At 64.4% G+C, this 20,340-nt stretch carries 14 protein-coding genes; 8 read left to right on the forward strand and 6 right to left on the reverse strand.

Features of this window, described 5'->3' with window-relative positions; genetic code table 11:
- Positions 1-120 precede the first annotated feature (120 nt).
- Positions 121-1,791, forward strand: a complete 1,671-nt coding sequence (locus ACWEO2_RS18335; RefSeq protein ID WP_452406438.1) for a bifunctional 3'-5' exonuclease/DNA polymerase — start codon at positions 121-123, stop codon at positions 1,789-1,791.
- Between the two features lie 30 nt (positions 1,792-1,821).
- Here ACWEO2_RS18335 and ACWEO2_RS18340 read toward each other — a convergent pair whose 3' ends face one another.
- A complete protein-coding gene (locus ACWEO2_RS18340; RefSeq protein ID WP_452406393.1) occupies positions 1,822-2,454 on the reverse strand; it encodes a glyoxalase in 633 nt (210 codons plus the stop codon).
- A gap of 162 nt (positions 2,455-2,616) precedes the next feature.
- Here ACWEO2_RS18340 and ACWEO2_RS18345 point away from each other — a divergent pair, with 162 nt between their 5' ends.
- Positions 2,617-4,974 (forward strand): arylsulfatase, encoded by a 2,358-nt coding sequence (locus ACWEO2_RS18345; protein WP_452406394.1) that lies wholly within the window; start codon positions 2,617-2,619, stop codon positions 4,972-4,974.
- Between the two features lie 350 nt (positions 4,975-5,324).
- Positions 5,325-6,671 carry a family 1 glycosylhydrolase gene (locus ACWEO2_RS18350; RefSeq protein WP_452406395.1) on the forward strand — a complete coding sequence of 449 codons (1,347 nt, stop codon included), beginning with the start codon at positions 5,325-5,327 and terminating at the stop codon, positions 6,669-6,671.
- 40 nt (positions 6,672-6,711) lie between these two features.
- On the opposite strand, the gene ACWEO2_RS18355 is transcribed toward ACWEO2_RS18350, so the two are convergent.
- Positions 6,712-7,410 carry an AIM24 family protein gene (locus ACWEO2_RS18355; protein WP_452406396.1) on the reverse strand — a complete coding sequence of 233 codons (699 nt, stop codon included), beginning with the start codon at positions 7,408-7,410 and terminating at the stop codon, positions 6,712-6,714.
- Between the two features lie 193 nt (positions 7,411-7,603).
- Here ACWEO2_RS18355 and ACWEO2_RS18360 point away from each other — a divergent pair, with 193 nt between their 5' ends.
- Positions 7,604-9,034 carry a serine hydrolase domain-containing protein gene (locus tag ACWEO2_RS18360; protein WP_452406397.1) on the forward strand — a complete coding sequence of 477 codons (1,431 nt, stop codon included), beginning with the start codon at positions 7,604-7,606 and terminating at the stop codon, positions 9,032-9,034.
- Between the two features lie 28 nt (positions 9,035-9,062).
- Entirely contained in the window at positions 9,063-9,782 is a 720-nt protein-coding gene (locus tag ACWEO2_RS18365; RefSeq protein ID WP_452406398.1) for a MerR family transcriptional regulator, read from the forward strand.
- A 491-nt stretch (positions 9,783-10,273) separates the two neighbouring features.
- On the opposite strand, the gene ACWEO2_RS18370 is transcribed toward ACWEO2_RS18365, so the two are convergent.
- Positions 10,274-11,005, reverse strand: a complete 732-nt coding sequence (locus tag ACWEO2_RS18370) for a TetR/AcrR family transcriptional regulator (RefSeq protein ID WP_452406399.1) — start codon at positions 11,003-11,005, stop codon at positions 10,274-10,276.
- Between the two features lie 10 nt (positions 11,006-11,015).
- On the opposite strand from ACWEO2_RS18370, the gene ACWEO2_RS18375 reads away from it, so the two are divergent.
- Together ACWEO2_RS18375 and ACWEO2_RS18380 are read left to right on the forward strand one after the other, a co-directional pair.
- On the forward strand, positions 11,016-11,987 hold the full coding sequence (locus ACWEO2_RS18375; protein ID WP_452406400.1) for a zinc-binding dehydrogenase: 972 nt from the start codon (positions 11,016-11,018) through the stop codon (positions 11,985-11,987).
- 342 nt (positions 11,988-12,329) lie between these two features.
- Complete coding sequence (locus ACWEO2_RS18380) at positions 12,330-12,776, forward strand: hypothetical protein (protein WP_452406401.1); 447 nt, start codon at positions 12,330-12,332, stop codon at positions 12,774-12,776.
- Here ACWEO2_RS18380 and ACWEO2_RS18385 read toward each other — a convergent pair.
- The 3 genes from ACWEO2_RS18385 to ACWEO2_RS18395 form a co-directional block, all read right to left on the reverse strand.
- Positions 12,773-14,152, reverse strand: a complete 1,380-nt coding sequence (locus tag ACWEO2_RS18385; protein ID WP_452406402.1) for a flavin monoamine oxidase family protein — start codon at positions 14,150-14,152, stop codon at positions 12,773-12,775. The two genes, ACWEO2_RS18380 and ACWEO2_RS18385, sit on opposite strands and share 4 nt — an antisense overlap.
- Positions 14,153-14,609: 457 nt before the next feature.
- Complete coding sequence (locus ACWEO2_RS18390) at positions 14,610-17,501, reverse strand: hypothetical protein (RefSeq protein WP_452406403.1); 2,892 nt, start codon at positions 17,499-17,501, stop codon at positions 14,610-14,612.
- 233 nt (positions 17,502-17,734) lie between these two features.
- Complete coding sequence (locus ACWEO2_RS18395) at positions 17,735-18,046, reverse strand: hypothetical protein (protein ID WP_452406404.1); 312 nt, start codon at positions 18,044-18,046, stop codon at positions 17,735-17,737.
- Between the two features lie 1,937 nt (positions 18,047-19,983).
- Between ACWEO2_RS18395 and ACWEO2_RS18400 the strand changes: the two genes are divergently transcribed.
- Entirely contained in the window at positions 19,984-20,328 is a 345-nt protein-coding gene (locus tag ACWEO2_RS18400; RefSeq protein ID WP_452406405.1) for a hypothetical protein, read from the forward strand.
- The last annotated feature ends 12 nt before the right edge of the window (positions 20,329-20,340 follow it).

A 20,340-nucleotide genomic window follows, 5' to 3' on the forward strand; every position in this document is an offset into this window, starting at 1 on the left:
TGCCGCCGCTACGCGCCGCCCGCTGAGCCGGACGACCTCACCCGCGTTGTCAATATCGGCTCGGTGGACGGCATCCGCCCGGGTGTCGAAGGCCGTCGCCCCGGTGCAAGACTCGACAATGTGCGATGGGCGGTGGCGGAAACGGGCGACGGAGGTGCCCGGCTGTGCCCACTCGATCAGTACGGTCGGCCCGCCGGACCGGTGCTACGCGAGCCCTCGCTCGCCGAGGCGGTGCGCGCACGCCCCGAGGTCGAGCGATGGGTCTGGCGATCGACAGCCGAGATCTACCGACCGCTGCTGGCGGTCGGCGTGCCGGTCGAACGCTGCTACGACGTGCAGGCCGCGGAGGCCCTGCTGATCGGCCACGAGCAGGGCCAGTCGGGCCAGGCCCACTCGCTGGCGGCCGCCTGGGCACGACTGCACAACCTGCCCGTCCCGCCGGACGGGCCCGCACGTGCCGCAGAGACCCAGCCGTCACTCTTCGATTCCGGCCCGGTACCACTGCCACCCGGCACGGACGAATTCGACGCCCTCCTCGAGGTCTACGCGGATCAGCTGGCCCGTACGGCGAAGACCGAAAATCCGGAACGCATGCGGCTGCTGCTCGCCGCCGAATCGGCGGGCATGCTGGTTGCCACGGAGATGTCCCGAGCCGGAATACCCTGGCGCGCCGACGTCCATCGCGAACTGCTGGACAAGCTACTGGGTGAACGCTTTCCCGGCGGGCTGGAGCCGCGCCGGATGGCGGAGTTGGCCGACGAAGTGTCACGCGCCTTCGGGGCAGGGGTGCGGGTCCGGCCGGACCTGCCCAACGACATCATCCGAGCCTTCGCCCGCACCGGAATCTCGTTGTCCTCCACCCGAAAATGGGAGCTCCAGCAGATCGATCACCCCGCGGTAGCGCCATTGCTCGCCTACAAATCGCTGTACCGCTTGTACACCGCCCACGGCTGGTCCTGGCTCGAGCAGTGGGTACACGACGGCCGCTTTCGTCCCGAATACCTGCCCGGCGGAACGGTTTCCGGCCGCTGGACCACCAACGGTGGCGGCGCCCTGCAGATTCCCAAAGTGATCCGCCAGGCGATTCGCGCGGACCCGGGATGGCGTCTGGTAGTGGCCGACGCCGACCAAATGGAACCGCGAGTACTTGCCGCAATCTCCCGCGACCCGGGATTGATGGCGGTGGCCGGTCGCGACGAAGACCTGTACGCGGCGCTGGCGGAAAGTGTCTTCGGCGGCGACCGTGCCCAGGCCAAAATCGCCCTACTCGGCGCCATTTACGGCCAGACCTCCGGCGATGCCCGCACCCATATGGCCGAACTCCGCCGACGTTTTCCGGCCGCGATGGCGTACGTCGACGATGCGGCTCGCGCCGGTGCGGAGGGCCGCTTGGTACGCACCTGGCTGGGGCGCACCTGCCCACCGGTCTCCGTCACATCGCCCGACCCATCCCACGAGCAGGAGCAGTTCGGCGAGTACGGCAACACCTCCGCAACACGCGCTCGCGGCCGCTTCACCCGTAATTTCGTGGTGCAGGGCAGCGCCGCCGACTGGGCCCTGCTGCTACTGGCAGGTGTACGTCATGCGATGGCTCGCGCGGGGCTCCGCGCCGAACTGGTCTTCTTCCAACACGACGAGGTAATCGTGCACTGCCCAGCCGAGGAAGCCACGGCGGTCGCCGAAATGATCGCAACCGCGGCGCAGAACGCAGGCCGAATCGCCTTCGGGCCGACACCGGTGCGGTTCCCGTTCACAACAGCGGTGGTGGAGTGCTATTGGGATGCCAAGTGAGAAAGCGCGCGAGATCCTTCCCCGACCGGCTCAGGCCGGTGCGACCTCCCAGGCGAACCCGTCCGGGTCGGTGCAGGGCCCGATACCGCCGCCGATGACGATCCGGTGCGATCCGGTGCCCTCTGCAGGAACGCCCGCATCCTTGGCAGCGGCACGCCGCCCGTACAGCGCCAACTTGACCGAAGACGGCGCCGCATCGAACTCGACGTACTTGCTGCCGAAACTCTTCGCAACGGTCAATCCGCGATCGACGTAGAACTGTTTGGTCGCCTTGACATTGTCGACCCCGAGCAGGACCACGAAATCGTCGATCTCGCGGGTGGCCGGACCGGTGTCCTTCTTCGCCGACGTCGCGATCTTCCAAATCGCCCCATCCGGAGCCTGCACGACGCCGCCGTAGCCCCAGAAGCTCTTCTTGGCCTGCTTCAGTGTCGTCGCACCCGCCTCGACAGCGGTACCGATGAGGCTGTCGACGGTAGTCGGCTGCGACACCACGAGAGACAGGATGAAGCCGCGAAAGCCGCTGGTCGGCGTGTCGGAAGCGCGCACCTGCACCCGGTCGCCGAGACCGAACGCGGCGGTGTAGAAAGCCGCGGCGGCCGCGGCGTCGGGCACCTCGAGGATGACGGATTCGATAGCTGCCTGATCAATGGTGATGTTCATGGCAGTAACGCTATTTACTGCCCGGCAGCCAGCGCTTCTCGATTCCTGATCGCTTTTCCATGTCCCTCGACGGCACTGTTCGGATCCTCTTGGCGACCCCTTGGCAACCACCGACGGCCAGTGCTTGGCTGAGAAAGGGGAGCATCACAGAGGAGACATACCATGACCAAACCGTTCAGGGGTGTAGTCAACCTCGACATTCGCGACTCCGTCCCGGACTGGGGTCCGTACGAGCAACCAAAAGCGCCGCCCCGCTCTCCGAATGTGCTGTACATCGTCCTCGACGACGTCGGATTCGGCGCTCTCAGCTGTTACGGCGGGCCGATCGATACTCCGAACATCGACAAGATCGCCGCGAACGGTCTGCGCTACAGCCAGTGGCACACCACTGCCCTCTGCTCACCGACCCGCTCCTGCCTGCTGACCGGGCGTAACCACACCACCAACGGGATGGCCTGCATCAGCGAAGCGGCGGTCGGATTCCCGGGTGCGAACGGGCACATCCCGCCCGAATGCGCCACCCTCGCCGAGGTTCTGGTCGAGCACGGTTTCAGCACAGCGATGGTCGGCAAGTGGCACCTGTGCCCCGAGGACGAGATGAATCTGGCCTCCACCAAACACAATTGGCCCGTCGGCCGCGGCTTCGAACGCTTCTACGGCTTCCTGGGTGCCGAGACCAATCAGTGGTATCCCGACCTCGTCCACGACAACCACCCCACCCAGCAAACAGCCACTCCGGAGCAGGGTTACCACTTCAGTGTCGACATCACCGACAAAGCCATCCAGTACATCGACGACGTCAAAGCAATCCTCCCCGAGCGACCGGTCTTCCTCTACTACGCGCCGGGCTGCGCACACGCACCACACCAGGTGCCCCGCGAATGGGCCGACCGCTACCGGGGCCGGTTCGACGACGGCTACGAGGCCATGCGTGAGCAGACCTTGGCACGGCAGAAGGACCTCGGCCTCGTCCCCCACGACACCGAACTGCCCCCACTGAATCCGATCGGCACCCCCGACACGCGTACCGGACCCGACGGCCAGCCCTTCCCACCGCTGGACTACACGCGCCCCTGGGACACCCTTTCCGGCGACGAGAAGCGACTCTTCGCCCGCATGGCGGAGGTGTACGCGGGGTTCCTGTCGCACTGCGACGATCAGATCGGCCGGCTACTGGACTACCTCGAGGACATCGAACAACTCGACAATACGATCATCATGCTGGTTTCCGACAACGGTGCCAGCGGCGAAGGCGGCCCCAACGGCTCGGTCAACGAGAACAAGTTCTTCAACGGCATCGCCGACGATATGGCCGAGAATCTGCGGATGCTCGACGAACTCGGCGGCACCAGGACCTACAACCACTACCCGAACGGGTGGGCGATGGCGTTCAACACCCCGTTCAAGATGTGGAAGCGGTATTCGTTCAACGGCGGCACCTGCGACCCGTGCATCATCTCGTGGCCTACCGGGATCGCCGCCCGCGGCGAGACCCGCGACCAGTACCACCATGCCGTCGACCTGGTCCCGACCGTGCTGGACTGCCTCGGGATCGAACTCCCGGCCACGGTCAAGGGGTACACCCAGCGCCCGCTGCAGGGCGTGAGCATGCGGTACAGCTTCGACGCGGCCACCATCCCGACGGCCAAGCACACCCAGTTCTATTCGATGCTCGGTACCCGCGGCATCTGGCACGACGGCTGGAAGGCCGTCACCACCCACCCCGCCGTCAGCGGCTGGGGCCACTTCCCGGAGGACACCTGGGAGCTCTACCACGCCCAGGTCGACCGGTCGGAGTTGCGCGACCTCGCCGCCGAGCAGCCCGGGAGGCTCACCGAACTGGTCGGGCTGTGGTTCCACGAGGCCGGTGCCGATCAGGCGTTCCCGCTCGATGACCGGTCCGCCGTCGAGGTGCTGGCCACCCCGCGTCCGCAGCTCGCGGCGCCGCGCAACCGGTACGTCTACCGGCCGGGTGGGGCCGAGGTGCCCGAGTCGGTGGCGGTCAACATCCGCAACCGCTCCTATTCGATCGGTGCACTCGTCGACATTCCCGGACCGGGTGCGGCCGGGGTGCTGTTCGCGCACGGCGGCCGGTTCGGGGGCCATTCGCTGTACGTCAAGGACAACCGGCTGCACTACGTGTACAACTTCCTCGGCAGCGAGGCACAGCGAATCGTCGCCACCGAGGACCTGCCGACCGGCGAAAATGTAATCCTGGCAGCCTCTTTCGACAAGGACGGTGAGGACCCGCCCGGCACCGCCCGCGGCACCTTGAGCCTGTTCTACGGGGATCTGAAGGTCGGCGAGGGCCGAATCCGAACCCAGCCCGGCAAGTTCACCCTCGCGGGCGAGGGTCTCACCGCTGGCCGCGACAGCGGGGAACCTGTCACCGACGACTACCCCGGCACCGCGCCCTGGGCATTCACCGGCGCCACCCTGCGCCGGGTTGCCGTCGACGTCAGCGGCGAACCGTACGTCGACCTCGAACGCGAAGCCGCCGCCATGCTCTCCCGCGAATAACACCATCGCCCCCGTCACCCGGTCTTCCATACCGGGTGACGGTCACGAAGCGCCCGGCCAGATCCAACGCCGTCCGAAACCAGGACAACAACGGCCCAGTCGAAGGCGTCAACACGAAAACCGAACTGCCCGAAGGGCGAACGTATGGCCGCACCGGATTCCCCGGTGCCGCCCAACACCTTTCGATCAGCCGAAACCAGTAGCGGTTCGGCCCAGGCGGCTATCGCTGGTACCGGGTCGAGATCAGCGCGATGGTACCGCGGAACCGACCCGGACGGAACGCGAAACAGTTTGTCGCCCAACATTCCTGATTCATCCAACGCCGACCGTGATCGCGTTACCCTGAGTCGATGCGATCCCGGCTCCATCGATACCTTCTGGCCGCGCTCGCCGCCGCCGCGTCGACATTGCTACTGTGCACGCAATCCTCGGCCGTCCCGCCGATCCGGTCGAACCTCGCCCTACCGGTGCTGGACCCGGATTTCCTCTGGGGTGTCGCGGCCTCCGGATTCCAGTCCGAAGGCCATGCGCCAGACAGCAACTGGACGCGGTACATCGCGAACTCCGGCGACGACGAACTGCACGATTCGGTCGACTTCTACGACCGATACGCCTCCGACATCGACATGGCGGCCGCGCTGGGTGTGAAGGTGTTCCGCCTCGGGATCGAATGGGCTCGTGTGCAGCCCGCGCCGGGCGCCTGGGATGGCGCCGCGTTCGGTTTCTACGACGCGGTGATCGCAAAGATCGTGCAGGCCGGGATGCGACCGATGATCACGCTGGACCACTGGGTCTATCCCGGCTGGGCCGCCGACCGCGGCGGCTGGCGCAACCCGGGCATGGTCGGGGATTGGCTGGCCAATATGCGCACGGTCGTCGACCGCTATGCATCCCGAAATCCACTGTGGGTCACCGTGAACGAGCCGGTCGCCTACATCGTGCAAGAGACCCGCCGGGGCGCCGCGAATGCGGACGAGATGCTCGACCGGGTCGCGCAGGCCCACAACGCCATCTACGACTACATCCACCGGATCCAGCCCGGCGCCCAGGTGACCAGCAATGTCGGCTATGTGGCAGGCTCGGAGGCTCAGGTCAACGGCGAGTTCATCGATCGCATCGCGGACCGGCTCGACTACGTGGGCGTCGATTACTACTCCGCCTACGACCCGGTGCAGCCGCTGCTGAGCTCCATCACCCGGGCCATCGGATCGGCGATGCCGGAGCTGCCCGGACAGCGCATCTGGGAGCTGCCGGTGCGCACCGAGGGCATCTACTATGCGCTGCAATACTATTCGCGCCGCTTTCCGAACAAACCGCTCTACATCGTCGAGAACGGTATAGCCACCGAAAACGGTATGCCCCGAGCCGACGGCTACACCCGCGGCGATCACCTTCGCGACACCATCTACTGGATCCAGCGCGCGAAGGCCGACGGCATGAACGTCATCGGCTACAACTATTGGAGCCTCACCGACAACTACGAATGGGGCAGCTACACACCACGATTCGGCCTCTATACCGTCGACGTGCGCACCGACCCGACCCGCACACGCCGCCCGACCGATGCGGTCGGCGCCTACACCCAGATCATCGCCGCAGGCGGTCTCCCCGCTGACTTTCGCCCCACCCGCAGCCCAGCGATCTGCGTGTTCGTCGACCCCCCGGCCAGCTGCCTGACCCCGGTCGCAAACCCGTAACGCGCACGCCGCCGAGGGCAGGTCAGAGTCCAGTAGCGGGTCAGTTCGCGTGGGGCTGTGGGAGATATGGGGTCAGTGCGTGCGCGAGGTTGCTGATGGTCAGTGATTGCAGCCAGACGCGTCCAGGGCCGGTGAGCGCGGCCAGGAACAGGCCGTCGCCGCCGAAGAGAATATTGCGGATGCCGCGCAGCAGCGTGATGTCGAATCCGACAGTGGCGTCGAACATTCCGACGTGGCCGGGATGCACGCGCAGCGTTTCACCGGGTGCGAGGGTGTATTGCACAACTTCGCCGGACAACTCCACCCAGGCCTGCCCGGCGCCGCTCAAGCGCTGCAGGGTGAATCCGGCACCGCCGAAGATGCCAGCGCCGAGACGGCGTTGAAAGCTCAGCGTGACGCGCACATCGCTGGTGCCGCACAGGAATCCGTGTCGATGCACCAAGTACTCGCGGCCGGGCTCCAGTCCGATGGGCAGGATCTGGCCGGGCAGCTTGGCCGCGAATGCGACCCGGCCCGGATATTTGGACGCGGTGTATTCGGTCATGTACCAGCCCGCCCCGGCGGCAGCGCGTTTGACCGCCCCCAGGAGTCCGCCCGAACTCGACAGCCGAGATGAGGTGTGCAGCCGGATCGAGTCGGTCATCCAGGACAACTGCCCGGCCTCGGCGACCAGGCCCTCACCCGGGGTGAGCAAAACCTCGAGGACCGGCATCACGGTACCGATAATTCTTGCGTCCATCCGGTACTCCGGTTCCGGCCAGGCATCGTGATGCCTTGGACTACAACGACATCCACCAGGGTAGGCGCTCAACGTCCACCGTGCCGGCCCGTGCCCGGATACCCGGCTACCGATGGCGGCGCGGCGCCGTATCTGATGAATAAACGGAACGGGCTTGACCTTGCCCCTGGGGCAAGCTTCGACGATGGTTCGCATGAACAACGCACTGCATCTCGTCGAAACCCGGATCCGCGAGCAGGCCGCCGCCTACTGCGAGTCCAATAACGTCCCCGGATTCGTCGCTGGCGTCTACCACGCCGACCAGCAGATCATCGTCGCGCACGGCACCGCGAACCTTGCCACCGGCGCACCGATGCACACGGACACCGGATTCCTGTTCGGCTCGGTGACCAAGGTCCTGACCACCACATTGGTCCTCCGGCAAGTCGAGCGTGGACTGTTGGACCTCGACACTCCGGTAGTGACGTACCTGCCCGAATTCGCCCTGACCGTGCCGGGCGCGACGGACAAGATCCGGGTGCGGCACCTGATCTCGCACACCAATGGCATCGATGCGGATCTGTTCTTCCCCGATGCCAAGGGCCGCGACGCACTGCGGACCTACGTCAATGGACTCGCGAGCAGCTGGGGCACCCTGTTCGAACCCGGAGAGCAGCTCAGCTACTCCAATGGCGGCATGATCGTTGCGGGCCGGCTGCTCGAAGTGGTGACCGGCCTGTCCTTCCCCGACCTGCTGGAGCGCGATATCTACACACCCGTCGGCATGCAGAACTCCAGCACCTCGGCCGAGCAGGCCATCCTGCGCAGCACCGCAATCGGCCACTTCCCGGACCCGGAAACCATGGCGGCCAGGCCAACTCGCATGTTCATGCTGCCCGACACCTGGGGGCCAGCGGGCGGCACACCGATCGGCACCGTCGCCGACCTGCTCGCCTTCGGGCGCACCCACCTCGCGGGCGGCGTTTCGCCATCCGGCACGCGCGTCCTGTCGAGCGAGTCGACCACACTGATGCAACAGGTCTCCCACGATATGGCCACCCCGAACGTCCCCCCGATGGGCCTGGGCTGGGTGCGGTATCCGTTCGGCGACACCACCGTCCTCGCCATGTCGGGCGCATCGCCGGGCGGTGTGTCCATCCTGTGTGTCATACCCGAACACGACCTGGTCTTCACCGCCTTCGGCAATACCTCCGGGGCGATCATGCTGCAGGACCAGATCCTGCAGTGGCTGCTGCGCGAACACCTCGGCATCCAGATCCCCACTCTGATAACCGAATTGGAGCCTGACGTCGACCTCACCCGCTATGTGGGTACCTACCGCTCCAACCAGCTCCGCATCGACGTCAGCATTGTCGACGGCCAGCTCGAGGAACGGATGACCTACGAACCCGCGGACGAATCGCAGGCGCACATCTTCACCGAATTCGCTGGCGGTACGACCGCCGCCCCACCGCAGCGCTACGTGCCGATCCGCCCCGGCCTCTTCGCACCCGCCGGATACCCACTGGAGATGTTCGACGGATACCTGCGCCTGCTGCTCGTCTCCTACCACGACATCCGCGACGGCCGAGCGCGCTTCCGCAATGGCGGCGGTCGCCTGACCCGACGGAACCATTCGGAATGAGCCGACCGCGGGTGGAAGGATATCCAGCATGATCACGATCGGCCGACTCGCGGACTACGCCGGAGTGACCACGAAGGCCATCCGCCACTATCATGAGCGCGGTCTGCTCGCCGAGCCCGACCGCGACTCGTCCGGCTACCGGCGCTACACCGCCCAGCACGCCATCGACCTCGTCAAGATCAGAACCCTCGCCGAGGCGGGCGTGCCACTGGCCCGCATCAAAGGTCTCCTCGACGCCGACCCGGACGCGCTCACAACGGCCATCGCCGAAATCGACCACAACCTCGAAGACCGCATAGCGCAGCTGCGGCGCACCCGCGAACACCTCGCCCAACTCCGCGGCGGCGACCGCCTATTCGTCTCCCCCGACGTCGGCGACTACCTCGACGACCTGCGCGAACTCGGCATCAGCGAACACCGCATCCAACTGGAGCGCGACGGCTGGATCCTCATGCAAACAGCCTCCCCCGAAGACGCCGCCAGCTGGCTCGCGGAAAAACGCGAACTCATAACCCATCCCGAAGTCCGCGCCCTCTACCTCGACTACGACGCCGCCTACAACTGGTCCCCCACCGACCCCCGCCTCCCCGCCCTGGCCGAACGCACCCGAACCTGGTTCGCCACCCACCCCACCAACTCCGAACGCCGCTCCATCCAAAACCCGACCATCGCCGACCTGGCCGCCCAATCCCAACCCGGCGCCACCTCTCCAGCCTGGGACCGCCTCAACCAACTCATGCGGGAGTAAGTCCCCCTGCCCGGCCGCCCCGACTGACCGCAGCCAGCTCGAGGGCCGAAGTCTGCCCCGAAGCGAGACCGCATCTCGCCGAACGCCCCGCCCGTCACGAACACCGCAGGCGGTGAGCGTTTCCGCATAACCAGTGGTGTCGGGGGCGTATCGGCCGGTGGCCAGAACACGGCCGGCGGAGTCGATGGCTTCGATGGTGGCCGAGCGTTTGTGCGGATCCATCCCGATAACGACGGTCATCGCCCTGTCTCTCCCATGATCGGCGAAGTGTGGTGTCCGTGCGGGAGGACACCGCTAGTTCGAGCTTGGGCAGACCCCTTTCCAGCCACTCCCTGCACGGCACCCGGTGGGAGGCAAGCCAATTAGAGAGCCACACCAATCGCGACGGTGGGCAGCCGCATGAGGGAGCATCCCGCCGGGCACCTGGCCGGGATCCGATCCTGACACCAGTGTCTAACTAGCCGATGACATGGCGTTGAGGCGCCGCCTGGTCACCATGCGTCTGGTCTGTTGGTTTTGTGTCGGGGTACCGAGACCGCGGGCATCAATCGTGGTACCGGCGGCAGTGGTGCAGACGCGGGGGAAGCCTGGAACGCTTGGATCATGAGGGCGGCGAAGCGTCGGGAGGCCGCGATGCGTGCTGCCGGCGTGCTCGCGTGGATGCCGTTGTTGGCCATGATCATGAGGATGAGGTCGTCCAGCACTATGTCGGGGCGCAGGCGCCCGGTGTCCTTGGCGCGGCGGATCAATTCGGCGGCACCGGTCAGCGAGGACGTGCGGATCGCAGCGAAATCCAGCGCATGCGGGTAGGCGGACATGAAGGCCGCGGTGAAGCCGTGGTCGCGTGCCAGCAGCTCGCAGAGCTTCTCGATCGCGAGGCAGAAGCCGTGCCAGGGATCCGGGTCGGCGAGCCCCTCGTCCACGATGCACCGGCAGGCCAGCATCTGATCGGTGAGCGCCTCGGCGACCAGCATCTCCTTGGTCGGGAAATGGCGGTAGAGGGTCGCGGGTCCGACCCCGGCCCGCCGGGCGATCTCCCGCATCGGCACATCCAGGCCGGCGCTGACAAATACCGTGCGAGCCGCCTCGAGGATGCGTTCGCGATTGTCACGCGCGTCCGAACGCTGTGCGTGAGGCAAATGGGCAGTCACCGCTCTCACTTTAGCTAAACGGACGGGGCCGTCCGTTACGGTCCGCTGGTTGGTTCCAATCGAGAAGAACATGGAGAAACCGGTGAAAGCAGTGATGGTCCCAGCGTTCGGAGGTCCCGAAGTGCTCGCGGTGGTCGACCTCCCCGACCCGCATCCGGCCGCCGGGCAGGTGTCGATCACGACCGAGGCGATCGGCGTCGGTGGTCTCGACGCCCTGATCCGAAGCGGCGCGCTGGCCACGTACGGCGCCATACCCGGTCGCGTCCTCGGCAGCGAGGTCGCGGGGACCGTGACCGAGGTCGGCGAGGGCGTCGACACCGCATGGGTCGGCCGGCGCGTGTGGGCGCTCACGGATGAGAGCGGCGGCTATGCCGAACAGGCGGTCGCATCGGCCGAGACGCTCGTCCCTCTCCCGGCGGACCTGTCGGCCGTCGACGCAGTGACGCTCGGCAGCTCGGCAATGGTGGCCCACTTCGCCCTGCGCCATGCCCACTTCGCTCGCGGTGAGTCGGTGCTGGTGCGCGGCGCGGCCGGTGGTATCGGGGTCATGGCGGTCCAGCTCGCGGCTCGTGGCGGTGCCGGCGCGGTGGCGGTCACGACCTCGTCGGCCGAGCGTGGCGCTCGCCTGCGCAAGCTGGGCGCGACCCACGTGCTCGACCGCGCCGGCCGGGATGCACAGGACGCTCCCGCGGGCTACGACCTCATCCTCGACATCGTTGGCGGGTCGGATCTGCCTTCGTTCTTCGCCAGGCTCGAGCCGAACGGTCGCATGGTGGCCGTCGGCGCGATGGCAGGCATGCCACCGGCGGACTTCGGTATGGAGATGGTCGCGGCGTTCCGGAAGTCGATGTCGTTCGCGACCTTCAGTGCCGACACCGTGCCCGCACCCGAGCGATCGGCCGCGACCGCCGAACTGTTCGCTGCCGCAGGTCGTGGCGAGCTGGAAGCAGTTGTGCACGAGGTGCTTTCCCTGGATCAGGCCGTTGTGGCCCACCAGAAAATGGAAGCTGGCGAGGTGTTCGGCAGAATCGTGCTCATACCATCGGCGCGATAGCCGAGACCGCATCTCGCCGCAACATCAACGCGCAGCAGTGGGTCGTCAGCTCACCTCCGTGACACGCTACGTGACGATCGAGCAGAACTCGTCACCCGCAAGGATTCGGTTGGAGTACCGACGTCGGCATCTCCCGACGAAATCGCTGGACCACGAGCCGGACTGCTCGACCGCGCTCCCGGGCAGGCCGTCCAAGATGGCTCGCAGGCGGTGAACCCGGCTCCCCGAACCCGAATCCCTACCTCCTGGCCACTGACCTCCGTCTGGTCTCGGGCTCGGGTACCGATGAGTCCGATCGTCTCGCGGCGTCGATATCAGTGATCCACTGGAGAGGAGAGCACGATGAACCAGTCCACCAATGAATCGGCACGCAAGCGCCTGCAGGTCCTCGTCGGGGAATGGACAATGCAGGCCGGACCTCCCGGCGGGCCGCCGTGGCCGGGTGCGGGCCGCGTCACCTTTGAATGGCTCACGGGCACACCGCTGTTGGTCCAACGCTGGCATATCGACCTGCCCGAGGCTCCCGACGGCGTCGCAGTCATCGGTTGCGATGGAATGAGCGACACCTACTACCAGCTCTACACCGACGACCGGGACGTCCAGCGAATCTACGAGATGACCCTGACCGACGGCAGCTGGACGCTGCACCGCGACGGCAAGCCGTTCGCACAGCGATTCACCGGCAGATTTTCCGACGACGGGACCACGATCCGGGGGCGCTGGGAGCTAGCCGAGGACCGCAGGACCTGGAAGACGGACTTCGACCTGACCTACACGAAGATCACCTAGCGCGACCTTCCTCCGGCCACGGTCACAGTTTCGTGTTCCATTACTTCGCTCGCTGCCCGCTCACCCGAGCGAATGGCCCCATCGACCCAACCACACATGACCGCAGAACTCTCCGTTCCGGCCCAATGGACGCGGCCACAAGGTTTGCGCAGGGCATGACCGAACTGCGTCAGCACACCGGTCGGTGCGTGACTGAGCATCCCGCCACCGGAGTAACGCTCGACACTCCAGTTCTGCTCGATGTAGTCGACGGGTGAACCGGCCTTGTCGCCGAACCGCTCGACGAGTGCACCGAGTATTGCCGTCCTCCGCTCGGCCTCATCGAGTAGTCCGATCTGCCGCGCGATGGGCCCCTCGGTGATCACACACATGATCCCGGGTCGCCCGGTGTCCGTGCAGGCATCGATAGTGATGGTTGCCGGCGACCCCGGGGCGGCCGACTGTCCCGACAACCCGTCACTGCGCCAGAACGGTTCGTCATACACGGCAGCAGTCTTGACGATCGAGCCGCTCGGCATCCGCTGATGCAAGAACGATCGATCGACCGGCAGCATCGGCTCGTAAATAATCTGGCTTGCAATCGCCAGGGGAACCGCCACGATCACCCGGCGTGCCCGCACGGTCAACTCGTCGGAGCGCACCGTCACTGCGTCGGCATCCTGATGGATGTGCCGGACCGGCTGCAACAGGTGGATCGAATCACCGATCTCAACCGCCATCGGCCCGGAGATGGCACCCATCCCCCCGACCGGTCGAGCATCCTGGGCGCTGTCCTTGACTCCCAAGACGAAGCCGGGCCCGCCGCCCGACGCCATCTGGTACAGCACAAACAGCAACGACACCTCCGAGGCGTCGGAGGTATAACAGCCAGCGATCGCGGTATCGAGGAGCTCATGGGCGGGCCCGGACAGCGTGTTGCTATCCAGCCAATGCGCCAAACTGACCCGATCCCACTTGTCGGCATTCTTCGCTGACCACGGGGCTTCCAGCGGAATCGACTTGCACATATGTCCCAGCTCGAGCAGCACCGCACCGAGGTTCATTGCCGCCCAAGGGCTCATCGTCCACGGGATCGTGCCCGTATAGCGATGTTGCTTGCCGTCGACCATCATCATGGCCTCGCCGTCGGTGTACTGCTGGTAACTCGATACCCCGAACTCGTTCATCAATGCATAGATCCGGTCCTGCCCCGGCCCGATCCAGGCGCCACCCCGATCGATCCAGGACCCGTCCGCGCGCACTTCGGTGAACGTGCGCCCGCCGAGCCGGTCGCGAGCCTCCAGCAGCGCCACCGATCGCCCCGCCTGTTTCAGCCGCAGCGCCGCCGTCAATCCGGCAAATCCCCCACCAACTACGCAATAGTCGACGTCTGTCATGGAACCCCGCCCTCGTGTTGAAGTTCCGCGCAAGGCCGCCGCGCAGCCGCGCACTGCTTACCGCACCCCCGATACAACGGGTGCAAAATCGCCTTCGATCAGGCTCGAATTATCCAGCAATTCTATAGCAATCACGGCGGCGCCCCAGCTCTACTGGGACATCGGTGATGTGCGAACACCCCTGCCATAGCCGCATACCGGGGCCCGACGACACTCATGATGGCGCTCCTGGATCACGAGCCCGTCTTCTACCGACTGCTGCACGAGGACGATCGCAACAACTGATGAAAGCCTCGAGCCGTGACAGTCGACAGTGCGGGTTCTCTCCCGGCAACCCAAGCCGGACTCGCCGAGCCGGACCCACATCGCGTCGGCGAGTTCGCCAGTTGACCGACTGGTCCCTGCTCGTGCGGCTCGCCTCCGGGCAACGACCAGTAAGGTGGTGCTCCTTCGGCACTCAATCCAGAGCGGTCGCCACCGCTTCTACAAGCGCTATTGCGCGGCGGTCCCGAGTCGGCGCGGCCATCCACCGGCCGAACCGAACTACATCGAGGAACCAGGGTGTTGGACCATAGCGGCCGGCCGGTTCCAACGTCTCGTTTCCCAGACGGACAAGGTCAACATGATCATCAAAAATGAGGGCAAGCAGTGGCCGCGGACCCAAAGCTGGGACAGCTGCGACGCGCCGTGCCTCGCCAGTCGACTGCAGTTTGCCTTCCTTGCGGAACTGTGACCCATTCCCATCGACGATGCGAATACCTCCGGCCTCGACCAGCACAACAGCGCTTCCAATCGCGAGGACGTCGCTGGCCTCTTCCGCGTCGATCCTGCCGACTTCGGCGAGGGACAGATCATGAGCGACCAGCTGTCCGTCTCCCAGAATCCAGAGGCGCTGATTTGCACAGATCGCACGTCGCACCGGAGTCTCGTCGCTCCAGTCAACTAGCGACCGGACTCGGCCGGTGATTGATTGCGTGAGTAACCCGATTCCTCGATCCCCCCAAACATATAGTCCGCCATCACAATCCACGATGCCGCGTGCGCCCGGGATGCCCGCCGACCATGCAAGCGCCGGCTGGTCGGTGTGATCGACATCGAACGCCTCGACGAGTCCGGAGGTCACTGCGATCAGAACCGATGATCGGCCCGACATGAACGGCAGAATCTGGCGGCACCGACCCGATATCGGGATCGTCTTGCCCTGGAGGAGCCGCGTCTGCCGCAGGGTTACGCTCCGGTCAGCGTATTGATCCCCAGCCATCGTCGCCGGCCCGGGCATGTCTTGTTGCAATGCGGCGTGCTCCGCTGAGGGGGTCATGCCCAACTGCGGGACATCGGCGAAGCCGTGTTCCCGACTCACCTCACGGATGACGGTTAGCGCCGGATCCGCGGCCTTGACCGACGCCAGGGCGGTAAGCAACGCTGCACCGTCGGTATCAGCGATTGCGACGCCCAGCGTCTTTCCACCTGAATCGACGATTCGCACGTGCTCTGCGGCACCGAGGCCCTTGACATCGATCTGCCACACGTACGCGCCCTCTTTGTCCATCGGCGGGTCGACCCGCCATTCGCGCTCCTCGAAGATTTTGTGCTTGGGGTTCTGGCAGTCGTTGACGTACCTGATCTGGATCTCCTTCTCCATCTCGCGCACTCGCTCGATACTCAGTCGTTCAGGTGGTGTAATGCTGACAATGCGAATACCGCCGTTGGTTCGCACTACGATCCGACATGGATATGGATTGCGGAAATAGGTCTCCGTAAGCGCGTGGATTGGCACGCCGACACGCAGCCAATGGCGATTGCCGCTATCGCGATCGTAGGTGACAGCCTTGCGGAAGACGCCGAGCGGGTCGTCGATCACCTCGAATCCACACAGGGAGAGAAGTGCCTGGTCCCCTGGCAGCGTCGCCTCCAGATCGAACAACGCATGCACGCCAAGGGTATTCGAACAGCGACTGCCCGATCCCCAACTGAATTCCACTCGTTCAATATCGGCCAGCGTCGGAAGTCGGCGTGTCCTGATGGTGACTGTTCCGGCAGTCAACAATCCCCGCGCCTCATTGTTCTGCGACTCATCCACGGGGCGCGCGGAGGTGAGTGTCATCGTCCCAAACGAGGGATCGCCCCCGAGGATGAGAGGCTGCTCGCGGAATAGATGGTCACCGTCCTCGTCATCCTTTGTGAAATCAGTTGGCGGATCCAGTTTGGACGATGCACCGAGGACTTGGACGAGCGCGCCCACCAGTGCGACGAAAGGTAGGAACCCGAGCAGATATTCTCCTTCGTTGATATTCTCTTTCTTCAACTGCTCGGCGCCAACGATCGGCCAGAACATGGTCGCGGTCGCAACGCAGCACGCGGAGTCCCAAAAGTTTGGCGAGACGTCCAACCATACGTCTTGGCGCAGCGTGTTCGGCCTCGGTACCGACATGTCGATGTCAAGTGTGACGTCGGCGTTGACATCGATCTCCTTGGTTACGCACCGGCACGCGTCGATCGAGTCGCCGTTGAACTTGACAGAGATCCGGCCGACACCACCGTTATTGCTCCAGGAACCGAACGGACCCGAACGCAGTCGTGTGTTCGCCGAGGCCGTGAAGCTGTCCTTGACCAGCGCACGCGCCTGATACACAAGCGCGGACTGATCTACAAAAACCGCCCACTGCTCGTTAGGTTGGAGTTGTTGGGCGACAACCCCCGCATAGAAGCGCTGCCAATAGGGCAGCGTTTTGGCGGACTCGCCCGTCAGCGACTCCCAGACCGCGTCCCAGAATTCCATTCGGATGACAACCGACTTGTCGTTGGGGCCGAGGATCATATGTGAGTTGATCAGCCGCGGGCACTGGGGCACCGCTTGCTTGAGCACGCTATCGATTGGAAGTGCGATGCAATTGGGGGAAATTAGGGAACGTATGGCCTGATCTACCTCGGACAAGTATGGGTCAATTGTTGCGTATCGGAAACACAGATTACGCATCGAACCACAAGAATCGGTTTCAACGGTAAAGATTACGTCTATCTGTATCGGCACGATCGGCCCGATCCCACCATTCGCTTGGACCAGCGCAGTATGCCCACATGTGAACACGGTGATGTGCTGAACGAGTTCAATGGTCCGGATCACCAGCTTTGTGACTTTCCCCGGATCGGTGGGATCGACGTGCGCGCATGCCTCACCATTGTCCGCCTGCGAACGGCGCAGCCTCGTATCGCCGATCTCGTATCCGGTGATCCATTCACGGACTTCCCCTACGGGGAACTCGACCAACTGGCATGCGAGCTTCTGGCGCATCTGTTCTCGAAAACTCGCGACCAGCGTAGCGGTATCGATTTCGACCTCGACTATCATATTCGTGCCATCCCCTCTGTAGACCCAGAAACCCTGCCGTCGCGATTCGGTGGTCCACGATGCACGCGCCTAATAGCCAAAAGGTGGAGAACCGGCCCAACCACGTGCCATTCGTCCGCCCCGTTGCCGCGAGCCACTTCTCCGCTCGCTAGATTGTTCTCATTGGCGGGCCGGTACGCCAGAACAGGCCACAGCTGAGGGCGAGCCAGCATCCCGGCGCGCCGTCCGTCGAATTAGCTCGAACTTGCCCGCCGAGCTAAGGATGGGCCTCGGCCTCGACGTTCAAGGACCATCTGTTCTTGGATTTCACGGAGACTCATATGTTGAAGTTCGGGTGCCAGCTCTATGATCTCCGACGTTATCAGGTCATCCGCCGGATAGTTGGAACCAGAACGCCCACGGGCGGCGTCCAGTTCGGAACGGCTAATTTCTGCCTTGATCTCGACTTCTTCCGTGAATGTTCCAACCTCGCCTGTATCAGATCGGCGACACACTGCGATGGCGATGATTTCGCCTGCATCATCTGCAAGTACAGCAAGTCTCATGGCTTCAGCTCCTTTGAATTTACCAGACGAGATAGAAGTCAACGGATTGGACCGCCTTTTCCACGACCACGCTGGTGAAGATGTCGGGATATGGATTCGGTCGATCGAGGCGTGGTTGATACATGCCAAAATCATGACTACGAATAACCGTGTCAGGCGACAAGGCGGACGGACGCAAGATGGACTCTCCCCCTCCCTGGCCTGGCGATATGCCAGTTACATGCCACCGCACATCTGTCTTAGGTTCTTGTCGATGCGGTCCGGTATATGACATTTTTCTTTCGCCTCCATTCCGAGTGATGAATCCGTTCGCGGGAAGCTGATCAGCCATTCCGTGTGTGCCGATATTTCTAGTGTCCTGAGCCGCGAGTTCATTGGCGGTCGACGATCGCCGGATGCCGCCGCAGGTCGAGCCTGTGGAGTTGTCGGATAGCGAGCGGGTTGTGTTCCGCGGGTGAGCGCTGCACTGAAAGCGCCTGCAGGCGTTGACGATTCGATGCGGATCGTGCTGGCCTGTGCGGATGGGGGACCAACAGTGAGGTCGCCAGGCAGGTTGATGTGAAGCGAGAAATGATGCGTAAGTGGAGAAATCGATTCGAACGCGATATGGCTCGAGGGCCGTCGGACGAGCGACAGCCGGGTGCGGCGCGTAAGATCACCGACGAACAGGTGAAGCAGGTGATCATCACGGCGCTGGTATAGCAGCCGGTCAACCGGGACACGCATTGGTCGCCGCGCTCAACTTGGCCAGCGGCTCGGCTATCGCCAAACACTATGCGCGCCATCGCCATCAGGAGTTCCTCCGGTTCCTCAAATCATCGATACCGCCCTGCTGGCCGAGTTCGACTGCGACAACTACGGCAATCGCAAGATTGCCGATGTCGAAAAGCGGCTGCTGCGCCACCCGCGGTTCCATGTGCACAAGCCTGGATCAACGCCTGCAATGCCAACCTCAAACCATTCATCTGGACCGAGACCGCCGACGAGATTCTCGAAACACCCGCCGCTTACTGCCAAGGAGTTAACGACTCAGGACACACAAGAAGGAGCCAAACTCGTCGGCGCCTCGCGTCATCTCCATGTCAATGCCACTTCCACCAAGTGATCTGAGCTGCTCATCAGAGTCAAACTGATCCAGTTGCGCTCGAACCAGCCATCAACCTCTTGATGCGGTGCTACGCCGTTGTGAGAGACCGGTCTGTATACATCATGCTCCGAGACCCCTGCGCCTGTCATCGATGGTTAGTTGCTCTAAGGGGATTGAGGTTCCATCGGTCTTTCCGGACACCAGTCGTGAGGCGGGATACCTGTCTCTGGAAGGAGTCCAGATGCCTCCACCACATCCGCGGGAATTCCGGCAACGCACGATCGACCTGGCCCGCGTCGGCGACTGCTCGATCGACTAGGTCGCCGCGAGCCTGAACATCTCCGAAACGTGTCTGCGCAATTGGCTCGCGCGCAACGACATCGACGCAGGCAACGTGAGGGCTTGGCCAGCACCGAACTCGCCGAAGCCGGTGTCCCGGTCGCGATCTCGTGTCAGATGCTGCCCGTGGCCGAGTCCGGGCCCTATGAACGGAGCGGCCGGGGACCGCCGGCGCGCGGTCGCCGATGCAGAATTGACCACAGTGACCACCCAGATCCACGCCCTCCCGCGGCACATACGAATCGCCAAAAGTCCATTCCGAGCTCTGGCTCGATATGGGAATCTCGTTGGGCCGCAGACATGTTGAGCGGCTCATGCGATGCGTCGGCCCACGTCCGGGCAGACCATCGCCCATTCCAACCACGGCTTGGTGCAACGGCGCGATCGCCGTGTCGTAGCGCAATCCATGCTGGACTACCTGGCGGTCGCACGGGTTGTCCGGAGCCCATCGGCATACTGATCACCGCGACCGGTGCAGCAGTGTGTCGGTGCACCTGCACGGAGGGGAGCGATGGAAAACAACGTGGTGGACCTGCTCGGGGCGGATCAGCGTGCGTGTCTGGTGATGTCGAAGGCGGAGTATGTGCGCTTGGGGGATGGTCGCAAGTACGACGATGACCCATCGCGGCACTACAGCTGGGACAGCTTCGTGCCGAACTTCCGCCAGGTCCGCCCCAGGGATCGGACCAAGCACCGCGGTCGGTGCCCCAGCTGCAACGCAACGGGTTTCAAGCGGCGGGTGAAGGCGAAGCCGACGTACCGCTGCGACTGCGGCGCCGAGTTCGACGTGCCAGTGCCGCAAGAAGCGCGCGCCGGCCACACTGTTCCGTTCCAGTCACGAACAAGCATGGGTTGACCTGCCAGGAGT

The organism is Nocardia sp. NPDC004278 (assembly GCF_053602975.1).

What these genes read in the sequence shown, in the direction of transcription:
- ACWEO2_RS18390 (WP_452406403.1), bottom strand. Translation starts at nt 17,501, where the DNA reads ATGATAGTCGAGGTCGAAATCGATACCGCTACGCTGGTCGCGAGTTTT.
- ACWEO2_RS18400 (WP_452406405.1), top strand. Translation starts at nt 19,984, where the DNA reads ATGGAAAACAACGTGGTGGACCTGCTCGGGGCGGATCAGCGTGCGTGT.
- ACWEO2_RS18380 (WP_452406401.1), top strand. Translation starts at nt 12,330, where the DNA reads ATGAACCAGTCCACCAATGAATCGGCACGCAAGCGCCTGCAGGTCCTC.
- ACWEO2_RS18385 (WP_452406402.1), bottom strand. Translation starts at nt 14,152, where the DNA reads ATGACAGACGTCGACTATTGCGTAGTTGGTGGGGGATTTGCCGGATTG.
- ACWEO2_RS18365 (WP_452406398.1), top strand. Translation starts at nt 9,063, where the DNA reads ATGATCACGATCGGCCGACTCGCGGACTACGCCGGAGTGACCACGAAG.
- ACWEO2_RS18345 (WP_452406394.1), top strand. Translation starts at nt 2,617, where the DNA reads ATGACCAAACCGTTCAGGGGTGTAGTCAACCTCGACATTCGCGACTCC.
- ACWEO2_RS18395 (WP_452406404.1), bottom strand. Translation starts at nt 18,046, where the DNA reads ATGAGACTTGCTGTACTTGCAGATGATGCAGGCGAAATCATCGCCATC.
- ACWEO2_RS18360 (WP_452406397.1), top strand. Translation starts at nt 7,604, where the DNA reads ATGAACAACGCACTGCATCTCGTCGAAACCCGGATCCGCGAGCAGGCC.
- ACWEO2_RS18355 (WP_452406396.1), bottom strand. Translation starts at nt 7,410, where the DNA reads ATGGACGCAAGAATTATCGGTACCGTGATGCCGGTCCTCGAGGTTTTG.
- ACWEO2_RS18370 (WP_452406399.1), bottom strand. Translation starts at nt 11,005, where the DNA reads ATGTTCTTCTCGATTGGAACCAACCAGCGGACCGTAACGGACGGCCCC.
- ACWEO2_RS18350 (WP_452406395.1), top strand. Translation starts at nt 5,325, where the DNA reads ATGCGATCCCGGCTCCATCGATACCTTCTGGCCGCGCTCGCCGCCGCC.
- ACWEO2_RS18340 (WP_452406393.1), bottom strand. Translation starts at nt 2,454, where the DNA reads ATGAACATCACCATTGATCAGGCAGCTATCGAATCCGTCATCCTCGAG.